Source organism: Teichococcus deserti, assembly GCF_001982615.1.
In the GTDB taxonomy this organism is placed as follows: domain Bacteria; phylum Pseudomonadota; class Alphaproteobacteria; order Acetobacterales; family Acetobacteraceae; genus Pseudoroseomonas; species Pseudoroseomonas deserti.
Map to the genome: position 1 here is coordinate 29,931 of NZ_MLCO01000141.1, position 20,735 is coordinate 50,665.

19 protein-coding genes are annotated in these 20,735 nt (G+C 71.8%); 12 read left to right on the forward strand and 7 right to left on the reverse strand.

Annotation, left to right across the window (positions count from 1 at the left end; genetic code table 11):
* Positions 1–3: 3 nt before the first annotated feature.
* Complete coding sequence (locus BKE38_RS14955; protein WP_076958094.1) at positions 4–699, forward strand: winged helix-turn-helix transcriptional regulator; 696 nt, start codon at positions 4–6, stop codon at positions 697–699.
* 82 nt (positions 700–781) lie between these two features.
* Positions 782–1,222: a VOC family protein gene (locus BKE38_RS14960; RefSeq protein WP_076958095.1), complete on the forward strand. Its 441-nt coding sequence runs from the start codon at positions 782–784 to the stop codon at positions 1,220–1,222.
* Positions 1,223–1,227: 5 nt separating this feature from the next.
* Here BKE38_RS14960 and eutC read toward each other — a convergent pair whose 3' ends face one another.
* Positions 1,228–1,983 carry an ethanolamine ammonia-lyase subunit EutC gene (eutC, locus tag BKE38_RS14965; RefSeq protein ID WP_076958096.1) on the reverse strand — a complete coding sequence of 252 codons (756 nt, stop codon included), beginning with the start codon at positions 1,981–1,983 and terminating at the stop codon, positions 1,228–1,230.
* Positions 1,984–2,086: 103 nt separating this feature from the next.
* Between eutC and BKE38_RS14970 the strand changes: the two genes are divergently transcribed.
* A complete protein-coding gene (locus BKE38_RS14970; RefSeq protein WP_076958097.1) occupies positions 2,087–2,950 on the forward strand; it encodes an alpha/beta fold hydrolase in 864 nt (287 codons plus the stop codon).
* A 99-nt stretch (positions 2,951–3,049) separates the two neighbouring features.
* Here the strand turns inward: BKE38_RS14970 and BKE38_RS14975 are convergent, their stop codons facing one another.
* Together BKE38_RS14975 and BKE38_RS14980 are read right to left on the reverse strand one after the other, a co-directional pair.
* Positions 3,050–4,519, reverse strand: coding sequence for an amidohydrolase family protein (locus tag BKE38_RS14975; protein ID WP_076958098.1), 1,470 nt, complete (start codon positions 4,517–4,519; stop codon positions 3,050–3,052).
* Positions 4,516–5,727: an amidohydrolase family protein gene (locus tag BKE38_RS14980; protein WP_076958099.1), complete on the reverse strand. Its 1,212-nt coding sequence runs from the start codon at positions 5,725–5,727 to the stop codon at positions 4,516–4,518. Before BKE38_RS14980 ends, BKE38_RS14975 begins: the two co-directional genes overlap by 4 nt.
* Before the next feature lie 140 nt (positions 5,728–5,867).
* On the opposite strand from BKE38_RS14980, the gene BKE38_RS14985 reads away from it, so the two are divergent.
* Positions 5,868–6,596 (forward strand): GntR family transcriptional regulator, encoded by a 729-nt coding sequence (locus tag BKE38_RS14985; RefSeq protein ID WP_076958100.1) that lies wholly within the window; start codon positions 5,868–5,870, stop codon positions 6,594–6,596.
* Positions 6,593–7,246, forward strand: coding sequence for a flavin reductase family protein (locus tag BKE38_RS14990; RefSeq protein ID WP_076958101.1), 654 nt, complete (start codon positions 6,593–6,595; stop codon positions 7,244–7,246). Before BKE38_RS14985 ends, BKE38_RS14990 begins: the two co-directional genes overlap by 4 nt.
* 1 nt (position 7,247) lies before the next feature.
* Here the strand turns inward: BKE38_RS14990 and BKE38_RS14995 are convergent, their stop codons facing one another.
* Positions 7,248–8,159, reverse strand: a complete 912-nt coding sequence (locus BKE38_RS14995; RefSeq protein ID WP_083747564.1) for a LysR substrate-binding domain-containing protein — start codon at positions 8,157–8,159, stop codon at positions 7,248–7,250.
* Between the two features lie 138 nt (positions 8,160–8,297).
* Here BKE38_RS14995 and phnA point away from each other — a divergent pair, with 138 nt between their 5' ends.
* The 7 genes from phnA to BKE38_RS15025 are packed head-to-tail and all read left to right on the forward strand — an operon-like array spanning position 8,298 to position 15,726.
* Positions 8,298–9,563: a phosphonoacetate hydrolase gene (gene phnA / locus BKE38_RS15000; protein ID WP_076958103.1), complete on the forward strand. Its 1,266-nt coding sequence runs from the start codon at positions 8,298–8,300 to the stop codon at positions 9,561–9,563.
* Entirely contained in the window at positions 9,560–10,270 is a 711-nt protein-coding gene (locus tag BKE38_RS32860; RefSeq protein ID WP_207553576.1) for an alkaline phosphatase family protein, read from the forward strand. Before phnA ends, BKE38_RS32860 begins: the two co-directional genes overlap by 4 nt.
* Positions 10,219–10,815 (forward strand): alkaline phosphatase family protein, encoded by a 597-nt coding sequence (locus BKE38_RS32865; protein ID WP_207553577.1) that lies wholly within the window; start codon positions 10,219–10,221, stop codon positions 10,813–10,815. The genes BKE38_RS32860 and BKE38_RS32865 overlap by 52 nt, the downstream gene beginning before the upstream one ends.
* A 7-nt stretch (positions 10,816–10,822) precedes the next feature.
* Complete coding sequence (locus BKE38_RS15010; protein ID WP_076958104.1) at positions 10,823–12,355, forward strand: ABC transporter substrate-binding protein; 1,533 nt, start codon at positions 10,823–10,825, stop codon at positions 12,353–12,355.
* 4 nt (positions 12,356–12,359) lie between these two features.
* Positions 12,360–13,211, forward strand: coding sequence for an ABC transporter permease (locus BKE38_RS15015; protein ID WP_076958105.1), 852 nt, complete (start codon positions 12,360–12,362; stop codon positions 13,209–13,211).
* On the forward strand, positions 13,208–14,119 hold the full coding sequence (locus BKE38_RS15020; RefSeq protein ID WP_083747565.1) for an ABC transporter permease: 912 nt from the start codon (positions 13,208–13,210) through the stop codon (positions 14,117–14,119). Before BKE38_RS15015 ends, BKE38_RS15020 begins: the two co-directional genes overlap by 4 nt.
* Positions 14,116–15,726, forward strand: a complete 1,611-nt coding sequence (locus tag BKE38_RS15025) for an ATP-binding cassette domain-containing protein (RefSeq protein WP_076958106.1) — start codon at positions 14,116–14,118, stop codon at positions 15,724–15,726. Before BKE38_RS15020 ends, BKE38_RS15025 begins: the two co-directional genes overlap by 4 nt.
* A gap of 45 nt (positions 15,727–15,771) precedes the next feature.
* On the opposite strand, the gene BKE38_RS15030 is transcribed toward BKE38_RS15025, so the two are convergent.
* From BKE38_RS15030 to BKE38_RS15040, 3 genes are all read right to left on the reverse strand, one after another.
* The gene (locus BKE38_RS15030) at positions 15,772–18,810 is read right to left on the reverse strand and encodes a glycerophosphodiester phosphodiesterase family protein (protein WP_076958107.1); all 3,039 of its coding nucleotides are present in this window, start codon (positions 18,808–18,810) and stop codon (positions 15,772–15,774) included.
* A gap of 34 nt (positions 18,811–18,844) precedes the next feature.
* Positions 18,845–19,645, reverse strand: coding sequence for a DeoR/GlpR family DNA-binding transcription regulator (locus tag BKE38_RS15035; protein WP_076958108.1), 801 nt, complete (start codon positions 19,643–19,645; stop codon positions 18,845–18,847).
* Between the two features lie 91 nt (positions 19,646–19,736).
* Positions 19,737–20,633, reverse strand: coding sequence for a LysR family transcriptional regulator (locus BKE38_RS15040; protein ID WP_076958109.1), 897 nt, complete (start codon positions 20,631–20,633; stop codon positions 19,737–19,739).
* Positions 20,634–20,735: the final 102 nt, after the last annotated feature.

A 20,735-nucleotide genomic window follows, 5' to 3' on the forward strand; every position in this document is an offset into this window, starting at 1 on the left:
ACTATGAAGTCAGAAAAACTTACTGACGCTTCCGCGAGGCCGCGCAGCCGCTGGTACGGCGATGCCTGCGCCACCGCCCATGCCATGGAGCTGCTGGGCGAGCGCTGGTCGCTGCTGGTGATGCGCGAGCTGTTCTTCGGCCCGAAGCGCTTTTCCGAGCTCCGCGCCGGGCTGCCCGGGCTGAGCGCCACCGTGCTGACCCAGCGGCTGGAGGGGCTGGAGGCCGCCGGCATCCTGCATCGGCTGCGCATGCCGCCCCCCGTTTCGGCGCAGCTCTATGCGCTGACCGAATGGGGCCTGCAGAGCGAGCCGATCTTCCAGGCGCTGGGCCGCTGGGCGGCGCGCTCGCCGTCGCACGACCCGACGCTGGCCTTCAGCGCCGCCTCGCTGATGCTGTCGCTGGGCGCGATGTTCGATCCGGCGCGGGCCGAGGGGCTGCAGGCCCGGATCGGCTTCCGCCTGGCGCATGAGGACTTCCTGGTCACCATCGCCGACGGGGCGATCGCCACCCGCCGCGCCGCCATCGACGGCGCCGACCTGGTCCTGGAAGGCCCCCCCCGCCTGCTGGCCGCGGCGATCTATGGCGGCCAGCCCTGGGCGGCGCTTGAGGCCACCGGCGAGGTGCGCCTCGCCGGCGACCGGGCGCTGGCGGAAAAGCTCGCCACCCTTTTCCCGCTGCCGGACAAGGCCCCGGGCTGAGCCCGAACTTTCCTTCGGCGCGCCGAGCGGCTAGTCAGCCGCCCGTCCGAACTGCCTCGGCCCGCCTTAGGAATTCTGCTCAATGCGTCCCTTCCACCTGGCCTTCCCCGTCTCCGACCTGGAGGCCACCCGCCACTTCTATGCCGAGGTCATGGGCTGCGCGATCGGCCGCGAGAGCCCGGGCAAGTGGATCGACTTCGACCTCTATGGCCACCAGATGTCGGCGCATCTGCTGCCCGACGCGCCGCGCGCGCCCGCCCGCGGCGGCGTCGACGGCGATGCCGTGCCGATCCCGCATTTCGGCGTGGTGCTGGACATGCCGGCCTGGCGCGAACTGGCCGCCCGCCTCGAGGCCGAGCCCTCGACCGTCTGGTGCCTGAAGCCCAAGGTCCGCTTCGAGGGCCAGCCGGGCGAGCAGGCGACGCTCTTCGTCTTCGACCCCTCCGGCAATGCGCTGGAGTTCAAGGGCTTCAACGACGACAGCGCCATCTTCGCCGCGCAGCCGGCGCTGGCCGCCGTCTGACCTGATCAGGGTCGCGGCAGCGCCGCCGGCTGCTCGTCCTTCAGGGCGACGCCGGTCAGGCGGCGGTGCCGCGCCTCGGTCATCAGCCAGGCCAATTTGGCAGAAGCCGCCGCATAGGACAGCCCGCCCGACAGGTGGATGTTCGAGATGCAGTTGCGCGCCGAATCCTTGAGCCCCGGCTTCGGCGCCCAGGTCAGGTAGACGCCTAAGGAGTCGGCCACCGACAGCCCCGGCCGCTCGCCGATCAGCATCACCGCGAGCCCGGCCCCCAGCGCCGCGCCGATCTCGTCGCTGAGCGCGACCCGCGCCCCCGTCGCCACCACCACCGGCGCCAGCTTCCAGCCCGTCAGCTTCGCGACCGTCGCCTCCCACAGCGGCACGGCATGGCGCTGCACGGCGGTGGCCGACAGCCCGTCGGCGATGATGAAGACCGCATCCCATTGCCCCGCCGGCAGCGCGGCGCGGCTGTCCTCGGCCAGCACCCGGCCGAGATCGGGGCGGCGCAGATAGAGGCCGCGCTCGACCGCCCGGCTGTGGACGATGTGGTGCGGCGTGTCGCCGAGGCCCGCCAGGATGCCCGGGATGTCGAGCGGCGTGTGCACCGCATCCCGCGCCCTGGCATGGGCCAGCTGGAAGTCGAGCACCGCCTGCAGCGGCGGCGCGTCGCCGGCGCGGCCCAAGCCGATGCGGGCCGGCGTCGCCTGGCGCAGCCGCGACCAGGGATCGGGGCGCGGGTCGCCTGGAAGTTCCGTCGGTGCCATCGCGCGCTCCCTCAGCCCAGCCAGGCCGCCAGCTTGCCGCAGCCGCCTTGCCGAGGCCAGGGGTACAGGCCAGGATCGCGCCTCGATCAGCGAGAGGCCTGCCATGTTCGCCAGCATCCGCGGCACGAAGATCTATTTCGACATCGAGGGCGCCGGGCTGGTGCCGGACGGCCCGACCATGCGCCAGCGGCCGGTGGCCTTCATTCTGCACGGGGGTCCGGGCGGCGACCATAGCGGCTTCAAGCCCTCCTTCTCGGCGCTCGCGGAGCGGATGCAGCTGGTCTATGTCGACCATCGCGGCCAGGGGCGCTCGCAGAAGGGCGATCCGGAAGGCTACACGCTGGACGAGAATGTCGAGGACCTGGAGGCGCTGCGGGACTATCTCGGCGTGGAAAAATTCGTCTCCATCGGCACCAGCTATGGCGGCATGGTCTCCATGGCGCATGCGGCGCGCTATCCCGCCAGCGTCTCGCACCTGGTCGCCATCGTCACCGCGGCGCATGGCGGCTTCCAGCAGGCGGCCCAGAAGATCATCGCCGAGCGCGGCACGCCCGAGCAGCAGCGGGTCTGCGGCATGCTGTGGGACGGCACGCTGGATACGGTCGAGAAGCTGAAGCACTACTATGCCGTGATGGGCCCGCTCTATTCGGTGAAGGGGCAGGACCCGGCCGCCGGCGCCGATGCCCGTGCCCGCACCCTGCACGAGCCCGCCGCGCTCAACCGCGCCTTCCGCCCCGACGGCTTTCTGCGCGACTACGACATCCGCGAGGAGCTGAAGAACATCACGGCGAAGACTCTGGTGCTGGCGGGGCGGCATGACTGGATCTGCCCGCCGGAATTCTCGGAAGAGATCCACCGGCTGATCCCGGGTTCCGACCTGCGCATCTTCGAGCGCAGCAGCCACTCGATCCGCGCCGACGAGCCCGAGGCGCTGTTCGACGCGATCAAAGGCTTTCTCGTCTACTAGAGCGTGATGGCTTGAGGTGGAATCACCGAAAAGCCTGAATCACGCGATCAAACAAACGGCTAGGGTGACTTGGCTTCGTTCTTCCGAAGCAAAGTCACCCTAGGCCCGCGGATAGCTGCTGGAAAAGATCTCGGCCACCGGCGGGTGGCCGAGGGTGCGCTGCGGATAACGGGCCACCAGCCGGTCGAACTGGGCCTGGGCGCGGGCGGCGTCGGCGATCTCGTCGACGCCGGGGATGACCCGGTCGCGCATCACCCAGGCGCCGTCGATCATCACGTCGCGCACGTCGCGGCCTTGGCCTGCCACCATCAGCGTCTGGATCGGGTCGATCACCTGGCCATGCTGCGGCCGGCCGAGCTCGACCACGATCAGATCGGCCTTGGCCCCCGGCTGCAGCCGGCCGAGATCGCCCCGCCCCAGCGCCGTGGCGCCGCCGAGCGTGGCGGCGTCCAGCATGTCCTCCGACCGGCAGGCGGTCGGCGAGCCCTCGGCGATGCGCGCCAGCATCAGCCCGAGCTGCATGTTGAGAAAGAAGTCGGGCGGCGCGGTGTCGGTGCCGAGCCCGATATTGATGCCCATCCCCCGCAGCTTCGGAAACGACCGCAGCATGGTGCCGCCGCGCGCCATCACCAGCGGGCAATGCACGATGCTGGCGCCCGAGGCGGCGATGATCTCCAGGTCGCGGCCGGGCCGCGCGATGGCCGGGCTTTCATTGGTCCAGACGCCATGCGGCAGCAGCACGCCGGGGCGCAGGAAGCCGAGGCTGTCGAGCCATTCCGGCGGCGTCATGCCGCGCAGCCGCAGCACGGTCTGGTATTCCAGCAGGCTCTGGCAGCAATGCAATCGCACCGGCACGCCGAGCTCCCGGCCCGCATCGGCGGTGCGGCGCAGCAGCGCCGGCGTGCAGGTCTCGATCCGGTCGGGGGCCAGCATGGCCGAGACCAGCTCGCCGCCGCGCCCCGCATGGTCGCGGCAGAAACGGATGGCGTTTTCCAGCTCGGCCAGGCCGCGCGCCTCGTCGAAGAACTCGCTGATGGCGCCGGCATCGTCGACCAGCAGGTGGCCGGCGCGATAGGCGGGACCCAGCCAGACGCGCAACCCCAGCGACATCGCCGCATCGGCCGCCGCCTCGAATTCTTCGACGGTCTCGCCCCATTCCCGATAGAACAACGACGAGATCGGCAGGGCGGAGGTGACGCCGTTGCGGATCAATTGCGCGAAGGCGTGCTTCTTCTGGAAGGCCAGCTCGGCAGCCGAATACATCTCGACCGGGCCGGCATCCTGGTAGCTCTGCGGCCAGACCCTTCCCTTGCGCCAGCCCGGCTGGTTGTCCAGCGCCAGGATGGTGGTGTCCAGGTCGGCCAGCGCATCCAGGTCGATGAAGCCCGGCGCGATCAGCGCCTCCCCGGCATCGAAGCGCGACTGCACCTCGCCCGGGAAATGGCGGCCGGCGAAGATGACGCGGTCGCCTTCCACCACCAGCTCGCCGTCGCGCAGCAGCTGGTGGCGGCCGGCGTCGTGGCCCAGCACCCAGCGGGCGGTCAGCAGGGTGCGCGGGCCGGCGCTCATGGGGCGTCGACCAGGGCCCGGCCGGCGCGGGCGACGATGCGGCCGCGCTTGACCACCAGGCGGCGCTCGGGGCGGTTGACCACGGCTTCCGCCAGGGTCTCGCCATCGACCAGCAGCAGATCGGCCTGGCAGCCTTCGGCGACGCCGTAATCCTTCAGGCGCAGGGTGTCGGCGCCGCCCGTGGTGCAGACGGCCAGCGCCAGCTCCACCTCCGGGTCGGTCCGGAAGTTGTTGCGCAGGCCGAGCAGCATGGCGCGCTCCAGCATGTCGCCATTGCCATAGGGGCCCCAGCTGTCGCGGATGCCGTCATTGCCGGCGCAGATGCGGATGCCGCGCGCCGTCAGCTTGGCCACCGGCGGCACCGGCCGGCTGGCCGAGCCGGTCGACATGATGGCGATGTCCAGCGCCGCGATTTCTTCCAAGAGCCCGTCGACCATGGCGGTGTCGGGGTCGCCCAGGCAGAAGGCGTGGCTGATGGTCACCTGGCCCTGCATGCCCAGCGCGCGGGTGCGCTCGAAGATCAGCTCCATGCTGAAGGCGCCCAGCAGCGCCGCCTCGTGCAGATGGATGTCGACCGGCTTGCCGAAGCGCTGGGCGAGCTCGAAGACGGCGTCCAGATGCCCCTTCGGATCGCGGTCGATGCCGCAGGGGTCGAGGCCGCCGACCACGTCGCTGCCCAGCTTCATCGCCTCCGCCATCAGCTCCAGCGTGCCGGGACGCACCAGCAGGCCGGATTGCGGGAAGGCGACGATCTCGACATCCATGGCGTCGCGGTAGCACTCGCGGGTGGCCAGCAGCCCCTCGATGCCGGCCAGGCCCACGACGGTGTCGACATCGACATGGGTGCGGATATGGGTCGAGCCCTTGGCCAGCGACTGCACCAGCTGGCGGGCCGATTGCCGCGCCGGGTCGATGCCCAGCGCCTGGCGGTTCTGCCGCTCGTTGTCGATCTTGTCGATCAGCCGGGGCCCGGCGCTGTTCGGCACCCAGCGCATGCCCCAGAGCGTCTTGTCCAGATGGGTATGCGCCTCGACCAGCCCCGGCAGCAGCAGCGCGTCCCAGCCATCCTCGACATGGACGCCCTCGGGCGCCGTCTGGTCGGGGGCGATGCGCGCAATGCGGCCGCCCCGGATCAGCACGTCGGTGCTGGCCACGCCCATCGGGCGGACGGTCTTCAGCAGCAGGTCCTGGGAGGATGCAGGGGACATGGCCGGGCTCCGTCGCGAAAAATGTTCAACAATCAGCCGCGATCTTGTATGCAATCCGCGGTGGCGGCAATGGGCGATCTTGCCTGGGCGCTGCCCTGCCGCCATGGTCCGCGCCCTCTCGCCCCCCAGCCTGCCCCCGGATGACCGAAGACACACCCAAAAACTCCCGCGCCGGCACGATCCACCAGGCGCTGCGCCAGGCGATCCTGGAGCAGGCGCTGGCCCCCGGCGCCAAGCTGCCGGAGGACCTGATCGCCAGCCAGTTCGGCGTCAGCCGCACCTTGGTGCGGGAGGCGCTGGGGCGGCTGGCCGGCGAAGGCCTGGTCGAGCTGCGGCACAACCGCGGCGCCAGCGTCGCCTCGCCCAGCCTGGCCGAGGCGCGCGACGTCTTCGCCATCCGCCGCGCCATGGAGCTGCTGGCGGTCGACGCGCTCTGCGGCCGGCTGGACGCAGCGCAGGAGGCCCGGCTGCAGGCGCATGTCGACGCCGAGGCCGCCGCCCAGCCGATGGGCGACGCCACCTCGATCCGGCTGGCCGGCGAGTTCCATCTGCTGCTGGCCGAGCTGACCGGGAATGCCCTGCTGCAGCGCTATGTCGCCGAGCTCGCCTCGCGCTGCTCGCTGATTCTCTCGCTGTATGGCCGGCCGCATTCGGCCGATTGCGCGGTGGAAGAGCATCGGGCGCTGATCGCGGCGCTGCGCGACGGCGACGCGAGCGCCTGCCGCGCCCTGATGGAGCACCACCTGGATGCGGTGATGGGCCGCGCGCTGCTGCCCCAACGGCCCGGCGACATGCGCGAGGTCCTGGCCCGCTATGCCGGCACCACCTCCCCTTCCCCGCCGCGCCGCGCAAAGGCCCGATCCGCATGACCGACGTTGCCAGCTTCGACTTCGCCCAGCTCACCCCGCGCGAGCGCTACAAGATCCTGATCGGCACGGTGGTGCCGCGGCCGATCGCGCTGGTCACCACGGCGAGCCCGGAGGGCCGCGCCAATGCCGCGCCCTTCAGCTTCTTTAACTGCCTCTCGGCCGATCCGGCGATCGTGGCGCTGGGCGTCGAGGTCAAGGCCGACGGCGCGCCGAAGGACACCGGCCGCAACATCCGCGCCACCGGCTGCTTTACCGTCAACATCGTTTCCGACGCGCTGGTGGAGGCGATGAACATCTGCGCCGTGCCCTTCGGCCCCGAGGTGGACGAGCTGGAGCGCGCGGGCCTGGCCATCATCGCCGGCACCGCGATCAGCGCCCCGCGCATCGCCCTCGCCCCGGCGGCGCTGGAATGCCGGCTGCATTCCTTCCTCGACATCGGCAGCTCGCGCGAGATCATTTTGGGCGAGGTGGTGCATGCGCATATCCGCGCCGATGCGGTGAACGCCCAGCTGCATATCGACCCGAAGCTGATCGACGCGGTGGGGCGCATGGGCGGGCATGGCTATGCCTCGACCCGCGACTATTTCGACCTGCCGACCATGAGCCTCGGCGCCTTCGAGAACGACGAGCCGCAGGGCCGCATCCGCTAGGTCAAAAGAAGCTTCCCGCCGAGACCTCGGTCTCGGCGATGCGGCGGCGCAGGAAGGCGGCGAAGGTGGCGACCGCCTCGGCCGCGGCGCTGCTGACCGGCACCAGCAGCGCATGCTGGGCGCCGGCCACCTGCACCGCCGGCAGGCAGGGCACCAGCCGGCCGGCGGCACGGTCGGCCTCGGCCAGGATGGTCGGCGCCACGATGACGCCCTGCCCGGCGATCGCCGCCTCGTAAGCCGTGTAGAAATGCGAAAAGCGCTGCCGCGGCAGCGCCACCTGGGCGACGCCGGCCTGGGCCAGCCAGCGGTCCAGCTCGCCGGCGCGGGTGCGCGCCTCGACCAGCGGCAGGGTGGCCAAGTCCGCCCCCTCTGTCACCAGCCCGGGGGCTGCGAAGGCGCCCAGCCTTTCCTGGAACAGCACCTCCCGCGACCAGCCCTCGGGGGCGAAGCCGTCGCGGCGGATGGCGGCGTCATGCGGCAGCGGCGCCCAGTCCTCGCCGGTATGGGTGGCATGGACGCGGATGCGCAGCCAGGGCGCCTCCTGCTCCAGCCGCGGCAGACATGGCATCAGCCAGTTCACCGACAGGCTGGCCGGCGCCAGGATGCGCAGCTCGACCGGCGCCGCATCGGCCAGGGTCAGCTCGCCGACGCCGCTCTTGATGGTGTCGAAGCCGGCGGTCACCGCCATGGCCAGGCGCCGCCCCTCCAGCGTCATGGTGCTGCCGTTGCGCAGGTCGCCGGTGAACAGCTCCACCCCCAGCCACTGCTCCAGCGCGCGCAATTGCTTGGTCACCGCGCCCAGCGTGACGTTCAGCTCGGCCGCCGCCTCGGCGCGGGAGCCGAGCCGCGCCACGGCCTCGAAGGCGCCGATCATGCGCAGCGGCGGCATGCGATGGCGGCCCGTCCCGCTCATCTTGAAAGCGCCGTGACGGTAGCATTGCAGATTGGGGACACCGGTAAATTCCCTCGCCCTGAGCCTGCCGTTTAGTCGTTCGCCGCCCTTCGGAATAGCCCGTAAAGCCTGCGCCAGGACAGCGAGGAAGACGGCGGCATGGACAGCATCGACACGATCCGCGGCGTCACGGTCAATGGCCGGAATTACCGCCTGCCGCAGCGCCCGGTGGCGGTGGCCTGCCTTGACGGCTGCGACCCGGAATACCTGGCCGTGGGCCTGGCCGCCGGCGAGCTGCCCTTCTTCGCCCATTGCCTGGCGCAGGGCTTCAGCGGCCAGGCGCTGGCGGCGATGCCGACCTTCACCAACCCGAACAACGCCTCGCTGGTCACCGGCGTGCCGCCGGCGGTGCATGGCGTCTCCGGCAATTTCTACCTGGACCGCGCCACCGGCGAGACGGTGATGGTCACCGGCGATGCCGAGATGCGGGCGCCGACCATCCTGGCCGCCATGGCCGGGGCCGGCATCGCCACCGGCATGGTCACCGCCAAGGACAAGCTGCGCGCGGCGCTCGCCAAGGGCATGCCGATCGGCGCCCATGGCATCGCGCTGTCGGCGCAGCAGGCCGCCTCGGCGCGCGAGGCGACGCATGGCATCGGCGACATGGCGGCGCTGCTCGGCCAGCCGGAGCCGGACCAGTATTCCGCCGAGCTCTCCCTGTTCGTGCTCGACGCCGGGTTGGAACTGGCGCGGCTGGGCAAGGCGCGGCTGCTCTACCTGTCGCTGTCGGACTACGTGCAGCACCGCCACGCCCCGGACAGCCCCGAGGCCCGCGCCTTCCTGCGCGCGGTCGATGCCCGGCTGGGCGCGCTGCACGAAGCCGGCTGGCTGGTCGCCGCCACCGCCGACCACGGCATGACCGACATGGCCCGCGCCGACGGCTCGCCCGAGGTGGTCTTCGTCGGCGACCTGCTCGACGCCCGCTTCGGCGAGGGCGTCACCCGGGTGATCTGCCCGATCACCGACCCCTTCGTGAAGCATCACGGCGCGCTGGGCGGGCTGGTCCGCGTCCATGTTTCCGCCGGTGGCCCTTCGGTGGAGGACATCATCGCCACGCTGCGCGAAGACGCGCGATTGGAAGAAATCCTGCCCGGCGCCGAGGCCTGCCGGAAGCACGGCATGGCGCCGCATATGGAAGGCGACGTCACCGTCATCGCCCGCCGCGGCGTGGCGCTGGGCAGCCGGGCGGCCGATCACGACCTGGCGCAGCTGGCCGGCGAGCGGCTGCGCTCACATGGCGGGTTGGCCGAGCAGACGGTGCCCTTCCTGCTCTCGGCGCCGCTCGATCCGGCATGGCTGGCGGCGCGCGGCGCCTTGCGCAACTACGATATCTTCGACGCCGCGCTGAACGGGGTGGCGGCGTGACCCGCGCCGTCGTCGTCGTCCTGGACGGGCTGCGCCGCGACCTGATCTCGACCGCGGCCACCCCGGCGCTGACCAGCTTTGCCAACGCGGCGCGGCGTTTCTCGGCGCATCGCTCGGTCTTCCCCTCGGCGACGCGCTGCGTCTCCGCCAGCTTCGCCACCGGCTGCTACCCGGCGCGGCACGGGCTGCAGGGCAATTCGGTGGCGCTGATGGAGCAGGGCCGGCTGGTGGTGCATGACGTCGGCAAGCCCGGCTTCATGGACCATTGGCGGCTGCAGCGCGGCCGGACGCTCGCCGTGCCAACCTTGGCCGAGCGGCTGGCCCGCATCGGCCGCCAGGCGATGATCTTCAGCAATGTTTCGCCCGGCGCCGCCCGCGCGCATGACCCGGACGGCCATGGCTGGGTGTTCCATCGCGCCTGGTCGCATGCCCCCGGCCTGCGGCAGCTGCAGGGTGCGGAGGCGGTGGCCGACATCACCCTGGATTCCGCCGGCGACGCCCGGCTGACCACCCGCTTCCTCGACCAGGCGGTGAGCGGCGACGCGGCGCTGTCGCTGCTCTGGCTCGGCGAGCCCGACCATGCGCAGCACGAGGCGCCGCTCGGCTCCCCGGCTGCCTCGCCGCCTTCGCCGGGGCCGATGCCTGCTTCGCTCGGGTGCGAGACGCGGTCGCCACCCGCCGCGCCGCCGGCGAGGACATTCTTCTGATCGCCTGCTCCGACCACGGCCACCAGACGGTGACCGAAGTGGTCGATATCGACGCGGCGCTGGCCGCCCAGGGCTGGGGCGCCGACACCGCCGTCGCCGCCAACGGCACCGCCGCGCTGATCTACCTGCATCCCGACCAGGCGCATCGCGGCGAGGCTATCCTAGCCTTCCTGCGCGCGCAGCCCTGGGCCGGCGAGGTCATCGCCGGCGACGACCTGGCCCGCATCGGCCAGGCCCCGGTGGATGCGCTGCTCTGCGCCGTCTCGATGCGCGGCGACGACGGCGCCAATGAATTCGGCATCCCCGGCCGCGCCGCCGCGGTGCGCCCTGCTGCCGGCAAGCCCGACCGCCTCGGCTGCGGCCAGCATGGCGGGCTGAACGAGTACGAACAGAAACCTTTCCTGATGATCGAGGGCGCGGGCTTCGCGCCGGGGGGCGAAAGCCTCGACCCCAGCTCGGCCATCGACCTCGCCCCCACCATCCTGCGCCATCTCGGCCTGGCATCCGCCGGCTGCGACGGGCGGCCCCTGCAGACCCAGGAGTAGTCCAGCGATGCTTCTTCCCGTTTCCCGCCGCCTGGCGCTGAGCGGCCTGGCCGGCCTGCCCTTGCTCGCACTGCGTCCGAGCTTCGCCCAGGAAACCCCGCGCCGCGGCGGGGTGCTGAAATACGCGACGCTCGGCCTCGACACCGCCGACCCGCATCGCCACACCGGCGCGCTGGGCGTGCAGCAGGCCTTCGTCGAAGGGCTGACCAGCATCGCCACCAATGGCAGCGTCGAGCCCTTCCTGGCCGAGAGCTTCGAGGTCTCGCCGGACGGGAAGCTCTACACCTTCCGCATCCGCCAGGGCGTCCGCTTCCACAACGGCGACCTGCTGACGGCCGCCGACGTGGTGGCCAACATGGAGCGGGTGAAGACCAAGGTGCGCGGCGGCTGGCTGACCAGCGCCATGCGCGGCGCCGAGAGCATGGTCGCGACCGACGCGAGCACCGTGCAGCTGCGCCTGAAGCAGCCTTTCGCGCCGCTGCTGAACCTGGTCTCCGAGCTCTGGATCCTGTCGCCCAAGTCGCCGGGCTGGGATGCGACCATCACCCAGCCGATCGGCACCGGCCCCTTCACCTTCGGCGAATGGCAGCCCAAGACCGTCTTCCGCGCCCCCGCCTTCGAAGGCTATTGGCAGCAGGGCCGCCCCTATCTCTCCGCCGTCGAGTTCGACCTGCGCGAGGTGGCCGATCCCGGCCTCGCGCTGCGCGCCGGCGACCTGCATGTCGCCTCGGTGACGCGCGACAAGCTGCGCCCGCTGCTGCGCGACGCCACGATGAAGCCGCAGCCGATCCAGGACACCACCTGGTACTTCGCCGCCTTCAACAACCGCAAGCCGTCCGCACCGATGGACGATGCGCGGGTGCGCCAGGCGATCGGCCACGCCATCGACAAGCGCGCGGTGATGAACTTCGTCGCCGGCCGCGACGCCATCGTGACCAACCAGATGGTCATCCCGGGCAATGTCTATTTCGACCAGGCGACGCATGACGCGGACATCTATGCCAAGCCCGACCTGGACCGCGCCCGCGCCTTACTGCGCGAAGCCGGCGTCGATCCGACCAAGCGCAAGCTGGAGGTGATCTCCTGGCAGAGCGCCTATCCGCAGACCATCGTGCAGATGATCAAGCGGCTGGGCTTCGAGGTGAACCATGTGGCCCTCGACGATGTTGGCGCGCAGCGGCGCCTCGGCCAATATGACTGGGACATCGCGCTGTTCGAGAGCGGCCCGCGCGCCGATATCTTCCTGCGCTATGTCCGCCTGACCAGCGACGGGCCGAACCCCGTGCTCTGGGGCGGCATCCAGGACGAGGCGCTGGACACGCTGATCGACAAGGCCGTGGCCGAGCCGGACCAGCCGAAGCGCGTCGCCAACTACCTGGCCGCCTGGAAGCACGTCATGGCCCGCGACTATTTCTACGTGCTCGGCCATGAGCAGTCGGTCATCGTCAACCGCGCCGAGGTGCAGGGCTGGCAGCCGGGCTTCACCTGGTCGCCGCATTGGGCCAGCGGCGGGCTGGCGCAGGCCTGGCTGAAGGCCTGAGGCCATGTCGGGCGCCATCCTGTCCCGCCCCGGCCGCGTCGCGCTGTCGCCGCGGCTGCTGGCCGGAATCCTGCTGGTGCTGCTGGCGCTGGTCCCGGCGGCGCTGCGGCTGCTGCTGGGCGGCGTCGACCCGCTGGAGCAGGACCTGATGGCGCTCAACCTGCCGCCCGGCGACGGGCATCCGCTCGGCACCGACCATCTGGGGCGCGACGTGCTGGCGCGGCTCTCGGCCGGCACGGCGCTGACGCTGGGCACCGGGGCCGGCGGCGCGCTGCTGGCCGCGGGGCTGGGCGGCGCGCTGGGGCTGCTGGCGCTGTCGCTGGGCGGCGTCGTCCGCGGCGTGGCCTTCGCCGCTTTCGACCTGCTGCGCGTGCTGCCCGGCGTGCTGCTGGCGCTGCTGACGGCGGTGGCGCTGGGCCAGGGCGGCGGGCCGGTGATGCTGGCGCTCGGCCTGTCCTTCGCGCCGCTTTTCGCCGAGGTGGCGCGGGCCACGCATGAGCGCGAGATGGCCGCCGATTACGTCGCCGCCGCCCGCGTCTTCGGCCTGGGCCGGCTGGCGGTGCTGGCGCGCCATGTGCTGCCCAACCTGGCCGGGCCGATGGTCACGCTCTTCGCCATCGTGCTGCCGCGCTGCATCGTCACCGAGAGCGTCCTGTCCTTCCTCGGCCTCGGCGTCTCCCCCGACCAGCCGAGCTGGGGCCGCATGATCGCCGATGCCAGCGGCTATGCCGAGGATGCGCCGCATGCCGTGCTGGCGCCGATGCTGGCGCTGTCGGCCCTGACGCTCGGCCTGTCGCTGCTGGGCGAGCATGCCCGCCGCCGCTTCGACCCCCTCGCCCGGGAGCGCCGCCCGTGAAGCTTCTTCTCCCGTTCGCCACCAGCCTGCTGCGCGCTGTCGCCATGGTGGCGGCGATCAGCTTCGTCACCTTCCTGCTGATCCGCGCCGTCCCCGGCGACGCCGTCGATGTCATGGCTAGCCAAGGCGACCTGACCACGGCGCAGCAGGCGGCGATGCGCGCCGAGCTCGGCCTGGACGGCAGCGTGGTCAGCCAGTTCAGCCGCTGGGTCGGCCAGGCGGCGCAGGGCGATCTCGGCCGCTCGGCCCGCTTCGGCAAGCCGGTCGTCGGCATGGTGGCGCAATCCATCCCGGCGACGCTGGGATTCGCCGGCGCCGCCTTCGCGCTGGGGCTGGTCCTCGCCTTGCTGCTGGCGATCGGCGCGCTGCTGGCGCCGCGCTCGCCGCTGCCGGCGCTGGTCGAGGCGATCAACCTCTGGTCCATCGCCGTGCCCAGCTTCGTCGCCGGCATGGCCGCCATTCTTGTCTTTTCGTTGTGGCTGGGCTGGCTGCCCGTCATCGGCAACATGGTCGCGCCTATCGTCATCCTCGGCCTCGACATCGCCGGGCAATTGGCAAAACCGTTGCTGGAAGAACTGCGCGAGGCACGGCTGGCGCCGCATGTCCGCGCCGCCCGCGCCCGCGGCATCGCGCCGCTGGCGGTCGCGCTGCGGCATGTGCTGCCCAAGGCGGTGCCGGTGCTGCTGGCGCTGTCCTCGATCTGCCTGGCCTCGCTGATCGGCGGCACCATGACCATGGAGGCGCTGTTCGGCCTGCCCGGCCTCGGAAGCCTGGTGCTGAACGCGGTGCATGGCCGCGACTATCCGGTGCTGCAGGCGGTGATCATCGTGCTGGCGCTGGGCGTGGTGCTGATCAACCTGGCCGCCGAGCTGGCCCGCCGCCTGGCCGATCCGAGGATGCGCGCATGAGCCCGCCGCTGCTGCATGTCTCTGCCCTGTCGATCGGCTTCCCGGGCGCCGCGCCGCTGGTGCAGCCTTTGGGCTTCTCCCTGGCCCGCGGCGAGGTTCTCGGACTGGTCGGCGAATCCGGCAGCGGCAAGTCGCTGACCGCCAGCGCCCTGATCGGATTGCTGCCGGAGGGCATGGCGGCGACCGGCCTCGCCGTCTTCGAGGGGCGCGACCTGATCTCGCTGCCCGCCCGCGACTGGCGCCGGCTGCGCGGCCGCCGCATCGCCATGGTCTTCCAGGACCCGATGGCGGCGCTGAACCCCTTCATGACCATCGACGCCCAGCTGCACGAGGCGCTGCGCACCCACCGCCCGCTGCGTGGCGCGGCGCTGGCCACAGCGGGGGCCTCGCTGCTGCGCGAGGTCGGGCTGGACCCGGCGCTGGGCGCCCGCCACCCGCATACCCTGTCCGGCGGGCAGCAGCAGCGCGCGGTGATCGCCCTCGCGCTGTCCGGCGATCCCTGCCTGCTGCTGGCCGACGAGCCCACCACCGCGCTCGACACCCTGGTCCAGGCGCAGATTCTTTCCTTGCTGCGGCAGCTGACGCAGCAGCGCGGGCTGGCGATGCTGTTCATCTCGCATGACCTGGCGGTGGTCGCGCGCGTCGCCGATCAGGTCGGCATCCTGCGCCGCGGCGAATTGCTCGAGATCGGGCCCACCGCGGACATGCTGTCGGCGCCGAAGCATGCCTATAGCCAGGCGCTGGTCGCCGCCTGCCGCGACCTGACGGCCTGGGAGGCCCACAAACCCGTCGCCGCGCCACCGGCGCTGCGGGTGCGGGGCCTCAGCGTCACCTATCGCGCCGGGCTGTTGCGCCAGCCGCGCGCCGCGGTGCATGACGTGGCGCTGGAGATCCCGCGCGGCGGCGTGCTCAGCCTGGTCGGCGCCTCGGGCGGCGGCAAGAGCAGCATCGCCCGCGCGCTCGTCGGGCTGGCGGAGGCGCAGGCGTCTGTCGCGGAAGTCGATGGTGCCGCACTACCCCTCGGCATCGCCGGCCGTCGCCAGCAGGTCGCACAGAAAATACAAATCGTCTTCCAGAACCCCAACGCCTCGCTGAACCCGCGCGCCAGCGTGGCGCAGGTGCTGGCCGAGGCGCTGGCCCGCCATGGCTTGCCGCGCCCCGAGCGCGACCGCCGCGCCGCCGCCGCCCTGGAAGAAGTGGGCCTGGGCGCCGAGCATCTGCCGCGCCGCCCGCATGAGCTCTCCGGCGGCCAGAAGCAGCGCGTCGCCATCGCTCGCGCCTTGCTGGCCGGGCCGAGCCTGCTGATCTGCGACGAGATCCTGTCGGCGCTGGATGCCACGGTGCAGAGGCAGATCTTGGCGCTGCTGCGCCGGCTGCGGCAGGAGCGCGGGCTGGCGCTGCTGTTCATCGGCCATGACCTGAAGGTGGTGCGCAGCCTGGGCGGCGATGTCGCCGTCATCGAGGCCGGCCGCATCGTCGAGCAGGGCCCGGCCGAGACGGTGCTCGCCGCGCCGCGCCACGCCTTCACCCAACGGCTGGTGGCGGCGGCCCTGCCGGTCGCGGCGGCACCGGCCGTCGCATCGCCACCGACCCTGGCGCACGCCTGATCCGCCGCGCGGCGCCCCCGGGGGAGCGCCGCGCGGGCATTCGCGTCACAGCACCAGGTCGGCCTGGCTGACGAAGCCGAACTGGCTGGCGGCGAAGCTCACCGGCGCGCCATTGGCATGGCTGGCGGTGAAGCCGAAGACAGTGCTGCCGCCCGCCGCCACCGAGGCGTTGTAGTCCAGCGCGGCGAAGACCAAGTCGCCCTCGGCATCGCGCGACACGCTGGCGCCCCAGACGCTGGTGATGGTCAGCTCGGTGCCCTCGGCCAGGTCCAGCCGCACCATCCAGTCGTCGATGCCCTGCGCGCCGGCATTGACCAGCGACACCTGCTGGCTGAGGCCCGAACCCCAGTCGGAGGTCGCGCCGGCCTCAATGCCCATGCCTTGCGCATTGCCGGCATCCGGCACCACGTCGAGATCGGCGAAGACCAGATGCGTGCCGGACTGGGCGAAATCGGCGCCCTTGCCCTGCAGGGTGAAGCTCAGCGTGTCGCCGGCCGCCAGGGTCTTGGCGTAGTTCATGCCGTCGGTGGTCAGCACCGCGCGGCCGGCGCTGTCGCGGGTGAAGGCGACGGGGGCGGCGAAGCCGTTCATCCAGGCGGTGGTGATGCTGGCGCCGTCATGCTCCAGCGCGATCGACCAGGAGCGCGCGCTGCCGCCGGTCAAATCCTGCTCGGTCAGGGTGTAGCTGAAGCTGGCGTTGAAGCCGGCATCGACCGTGCCCGAATTCCAGCTCTGCGCCGAGACCAGGTCGAAGCGCTGCTCATAGGGATCGGCGGTCTTGACCATGGCGACATTGTCCAGCGCCAGGCCCGCGCCGTTCAGCGATCCGCCGGTCTGGGCGAAGACCAGCCGGTCCGACCCGTCGCCGGCGCCGCCGGTGACGCTGACCGCGAAGCTCTCCCAGGCGGCGCCCTTCGGCGCGCCCTGCCAGACCACCTGGCCGCCATAGGTGACGGTCAGGCTCTCGGCATCCTTCAGGTCGGTATCAGCCAGCTGGAAGCTCAGGCGATAGGTGGCGCCGGCCACCACGCCGGCGACGTCCTGGGCCAGCTGGACGTTGTTCTGCCAGCCATCCAGGTCGGTCCAGTATTGCCCGTCGGCGGCGCTGACGCCGGCGACCGTGTCGCGATGCTGCTCGACCCGGCCGGTGCCAAGGTTCTCCCAGCCGCGGATGACGCCGTCGGGGGCGTAGCGGCCCCAGTCGCGATACTCGGTGGCGTTGATGTTCTCGAAGCTGCCGTTGAAGATCAGGTTGCCGTCATCGGCGCCGGCGGGCGCCTCGGCGGTCTTGACCATGGCGACCTTGTCCAGCGCCAGGCCGGCGCCGTTCAGCTTGCCGCCGCTCTGCGCGAAGACCAGCGTGTCGGAACCGTCGCCGGCGCCGCCGGTGACAGCGAAGGAAAAGCTTTCCCAGGCGGCGCCCTTCGGCGCGCCCTGCCAGACCACCAGCCCACCATAGGTGACGGTCAGCACCTCGGCATCCTTCAGGTCGGTGTCCGCGACGGCGAAGCTCAGGCGATAGGTGGCGCCGCGCTCGACGCCCTCGACCGTCTGGGCCAGCTGCACATGGTTCAGGTTGCCGTCGAGATCGGCCCAATAGGCGCCGTCGACCGCGCTGACGCCGGCGACGGTGTCCTGGTGCTGCTCGACGCGGCCGCTGGCCAGGTTGACCCAGCCGGGCATGATGCCGTCGGGGTCGTAGCGGCCCCAGTCGCGCACCAGCGTGCCGTCGATATTCTCGAAGCTGCCATTGACGATCAGGTCGGGGGCCAGCGGCAGGTCGCGCGCCGGCTCCGCCGCGTCGCGCAGGGCGCGGAGCTGTTGCACGGTCGCCGCCAGCGCCGCATCGGCCTCGCCGGAGGCCAGGGCAGACAGCTGCGCCGCGGTCAGCGTCACGCCATCGGCGAAATGCAGGCTGCCGGCGATCTTGCCCGCCCCGAAGACCAGCGCGCCGCCATCGGCGAAGCCGACCACCAGCGCGCCGCCCAGATGCCTCACGGTGATGCTGCCTGCCGCGATGCCGTCGAGCTCCACGCGGGTGCCGGCCATGGCGCTGACCAGGTCGACGCCGTCGCCGGCGGCGTAGCGGAGGATGGCCTTGTCGCCCGCGACCACGACGTCGTCGCCGCGGCCGCCGACCAGCGTGTCGGCGCCGCTGCCGCCCAGCAGCACGTCGCGCCCGGCGCCGCCGCGCAGCAGGTTGTCGCCGCTGCCGCCGACCAGGATGTCGTCGCCGCCATCGCCGTTCAGCACATCGTTGCCGGCGCCGCCCAGCAGGATATCGTTGCCCTGCAGCCCGTAGATGACATCGGCCGCGGCGGTGCCGCTGGTGGTGCCGCCGGCGGTGTCGCCATAGAGGGTGTTCAGCCCGTCGATGCGGTCGACATAGTCGCGCGCGACGCGGGTGTTGTCGGTGTAGACGCCGTCGACGCCCATGTCGATCAGCCGCTGCAGCTCCTCGCCGGTGCCGGCATGGGTCCAGACATAGACCTTCATCCCCGCCGCCTGCGCCGCCGCCACGATCGGCGCGGTGACATAGGCGGAGTTGATCGACAGGCTGTCGGCCCATTCGGCGAGCGCCGGCATGCCGGCGGTGGTGAAGCCATAGCCGAGATAGTCGATGGCGGCGGTGACGCCGGCCGCCGGCAGCAGGTCGGAGTGCAGCCGCTGCAGCACCGCGCGGTCGAAGGAGGACAGCGAGACATCCTCGCCGGTGAAATCCTTCGCGACCAGCAGGTCGACCAGGGCATCGGCCATGTCGAGGCCGCGCGCCGCATGCGCCACCGGGTTCTTCAGCTCGATGCTGACCTTGATCTCGCGGCCGAGCTCGGCCGACTTGGCGCGCACCAGGTCGATGGCGGCGTCCAGCGTCATCACCGCCGGATTGGCGGCGACCAGCGCGGCATAGCTGGTGGTCGGGATGCTGCCGGTGTCATGCGCCACCACCAGCACGCCGTCGGCGGTCATCTGGATGTCGAACTCGGCCCAGTCCGCGCCCCAGTCCAGCGCATGCGCATGGGCGTCGGCCGAATGGTCGGGATAGGGGTTGGTGCCACGATGGCCGATGATCTCGAGGGCGGTCATGCGTTGCTTCTCTCAGGACGGAAGGGAAAGGGGGTCAGCCCGTCGCCAGCGGCGGACAGGGCATGATCCGGGTGCCGGAGGCGGCCAGCCGGGCGCGCAGCGCCTCGGGCAGCGGCGCCTCGCAGAAGACGGCCGACACTTCCTCGATGCGGCCGCCGCGGACATGCGCGGCGCGGCCGAACTTCGAGGCGTCGAGCACGAGGAAGCTGCGCCGCGCATGCCGCATCATCACGCCGCGGATGCGCACCTCATCCTCCGAGTAGTCGAGCAGCGCGCCATCCTCGTCGACGCCGGCGACGCCGAAGATGGCGATGTCGACGCGATAGGCGGCGAACAGCTCCTCGCCGGCGCGGCCGCAGACATCGAGGTCGCCGGGGCGGACGCGTCCCCCCGCGATGGCCACCTCGAATTCCGGGTTCTGCGCGGCGGCCAGCGCCAGCGGCAGATTGTTGGTGACGATCTTCAGCCCGCGATGCCCGGCCAGCTGCTCGGCGACGATCTGCGGCGTGGTGCCGATGCCGAAGGACAGCGCGGCGCCGTCCGGCACCTCGCGCGCCACCGCGGCGCCGATGCGCTGCTTGGCCGCGCGATGCAGCACCTCGCGCTCACGGAAGGAGATATTGGCGCCGGGCGGCAGGGGCGCGATGCCGCCATGCCGGCGCCGCGCCGCCCCCTGCTCGCAAAGGTCGTTGACGTCGCGGCGGATGGTCTGGGTGGTGACGGCGAAGCGCCGGGCCAGCGCGTCGACGCGCAGGAAGTCATGGTCGCGCAGCAGGGCGGCGATCGCCGCCTGCCGCCTGGCCGAGGCAACACCCTGGCTTAAGCCGATGTTCATATGAAGATCCGGTCCGCTCATATGAACCGGTGTAAGGCGTCGATGCTGCGCCGGCGTGACAGCGGAATGAAGACTGCAAGGCGCTCTCGCGTCAGCCGGCGGGCGACGAGACCTCCGTCCAGAAGGCTTCGGCGGCGGCCGATTGCCTGCGGCGCGGGCGGAACAGGCGGATCTCGACCGGGACGGCAAAGCCAGGGCCGGCCTCGACCAGGCGGCCGGCGGCCAGGTCATCGGCCACCATGCTGCGCGGCAGCCAGGCCAGGCCCTGGCCCTGCCGCGCCAGGGTCTGCAGCGCGGCGGCCAGCGGTGCGGTCACCGCCGTCTCCTGCACCAGGCCGCGGCCGGCCAGCGCCGCCTCCAGGATGCGGCCCAGCCCCGAGGCGGCGCTATAGGCCAGGGCCCGCACAGACACGCCCGGACGGCCTGGCAGCGACCAGCGCGGCGCGCCATCCGTCCCCGGCGCCGAGACCGGAACCAGCAGGTCCTGCCCCACCACGACGCTGGAGAACTCGCCGGGCGGCAGGCGGGCCGAGCCCTCGCCCTGCGCATGGGCGAGCAGGAAATCGGCGTCGCCGGCGGCGAAGAGGCGCTCGCAGGCCGCCATGCTGTCGGAGAGCAGGTTGAGCGGGCCGGGCGCCTCCATCGGGAACAGGCCGCGGATCCAGTTGGGGAAGAAGGTGAAGGACAGCGCATGGGTCGCCGCGATGGACAGGGCCGTGCCCTCCCGCCCCGCCGCCTTCAGCGCGCCGCGGCGGGCGGCGTGGATGTCGCGCACCAGGGCGGCCGCCCTGTCCTGCAGGTCCAAGCCGGCGGCGGCCAGCTGCACCCCCTGGGGGCTGCGCAGCACCAGCGGCGTGCCGATCCAGGCCTCCAGCGCCTGGATGCGGCGGCTGAAGGCGGGCTGGGTGACGTGCCTGGCGGCGGCGGCGCGGGAGAAGTTCCGGTGCTCGGCCAGGGCCAGGAAGTCCTCGAGCCAGGTCAGTTCCATGGGGCGCGATGCCGGATCGGCATGGGATCCTCGGATAACGGCATTGGATGCGAGGCGGAACCCAAGGCTAATCGGGCGGCTGACAGAAGACCAGATCCGAGA

Bases quoted from the DNA above. Each gene is read 5' to 3' on its own strand.
- BKE38_RS15010 (WP_076958104.1), top strand. From the start codon at position 10,823: ATGCTTCTTCCCGTTTCCCGCCGCCTGGCGCTGAGCGGCCTGGCCGGC.
- BKE38_RS14985 (WP_076958100.1), top strand. From the start codon at position 5,868: ATGACCGAAGACACACCCAAAAACTCCCGCGCCGGCACGATCCACCAG.
- BKE38_RS15015 (WP_076958105.1), top strand. From the start codon at position 12,360: ATGTCGGGCGCCATCCTGTCCCGCCCCGGCCGCGTCGCGCTGTCGCCG.
- BKE38_RS14990 (WP_076958101.1), top strand. From the start codon at position 6,593: ATGACCGACGTTGCCAGCTTCGACTTCGCCCAGCTCACCCCGCGCGAG.
- BKE38_RS14970 (WP_076958097.1), top strand. From the start codon at position 2,087: ATGTTCGCCAGCATCCGCGGCACGAAGATCTATTTCGACATCGAGGGC.
- BKE38_RS14955 (WP_076958094.1), top strand. From the start codon at position 4: ATGAAGTCAGAAAAACTTACTGACGCTTCCGCGAGGCCGCGCAGCCGC.
- phnA (WP_076958103.1), top strand. From the start codon at position 8,298: ATGGACAGCATCGACACGATCCGCGGCGTCACGGTCAATGGCCGGAAT.
- BKE38_RS14960 (WP_076958095.1), top strand. From the start codon at position 782: ATGCGTCCCTTCCACCTGGCCTTCCCCGTCTCCGACCTGGAGGCCACC.
- eutC (WP_076958096.1), bottom strand. From the start codon at position 1,983: ATGGCACCGACGGAACTTCCAGGCGACCCGCGCCCCGATCCCTGGTCG.
- BKE38_RS14995 (WP_083747564.1), bottom strand. From the start codon at position 8,159: ATGAGCGGGACGGGCCGCCATCGCATGCCGCCGCTGCGCATGATCGGC.
- BKE38_RS15025 (WP_076958106.1), top strand. From the start codon at position 14,116: ATGAGCCCGCCGCTGCTGCATGTCTCTGCCCTGTCGATCGGCTTCCCG.
- BKE38_RS15040 (WP_076958109.1), bottom strand. From the start codon at position 20,633: ATGGAACTGACCTGGCTCGAGGACTTCCTGGCCCTGGCCGAGCACCGG.
- BKE38_RS14975 (WP_076958098.1), bottom strand. From the start codon at position 4,519: ATGAGCGCCGGCCCGCGCACCCTGCTGACCGCCCGCTGGGTGCTGGGC.
- BKE38_RS15030 (WP_076958107.1), bottom strand. From the start codon at position 18,810: ATGACCGCCCTCGAGATCATCGGCCATCGTGGCACCAACCCCTATCCC.
- BKE38_RS15035 (WP_076958108.1), bottom strand. From the start codon at position 19,645: ATGAACATCGGCTTAAGCCAGGGTGTTGCCTCGGCCAGGCGGCAGGCG.
- BKE38_RS14980 (WP_076958099.1), bottom strand. From the start codon at position 5,727: ATGTCCCCTGCATCCTCCCAGGACCTGCTGCTGAAGACCGTCCGCCCG.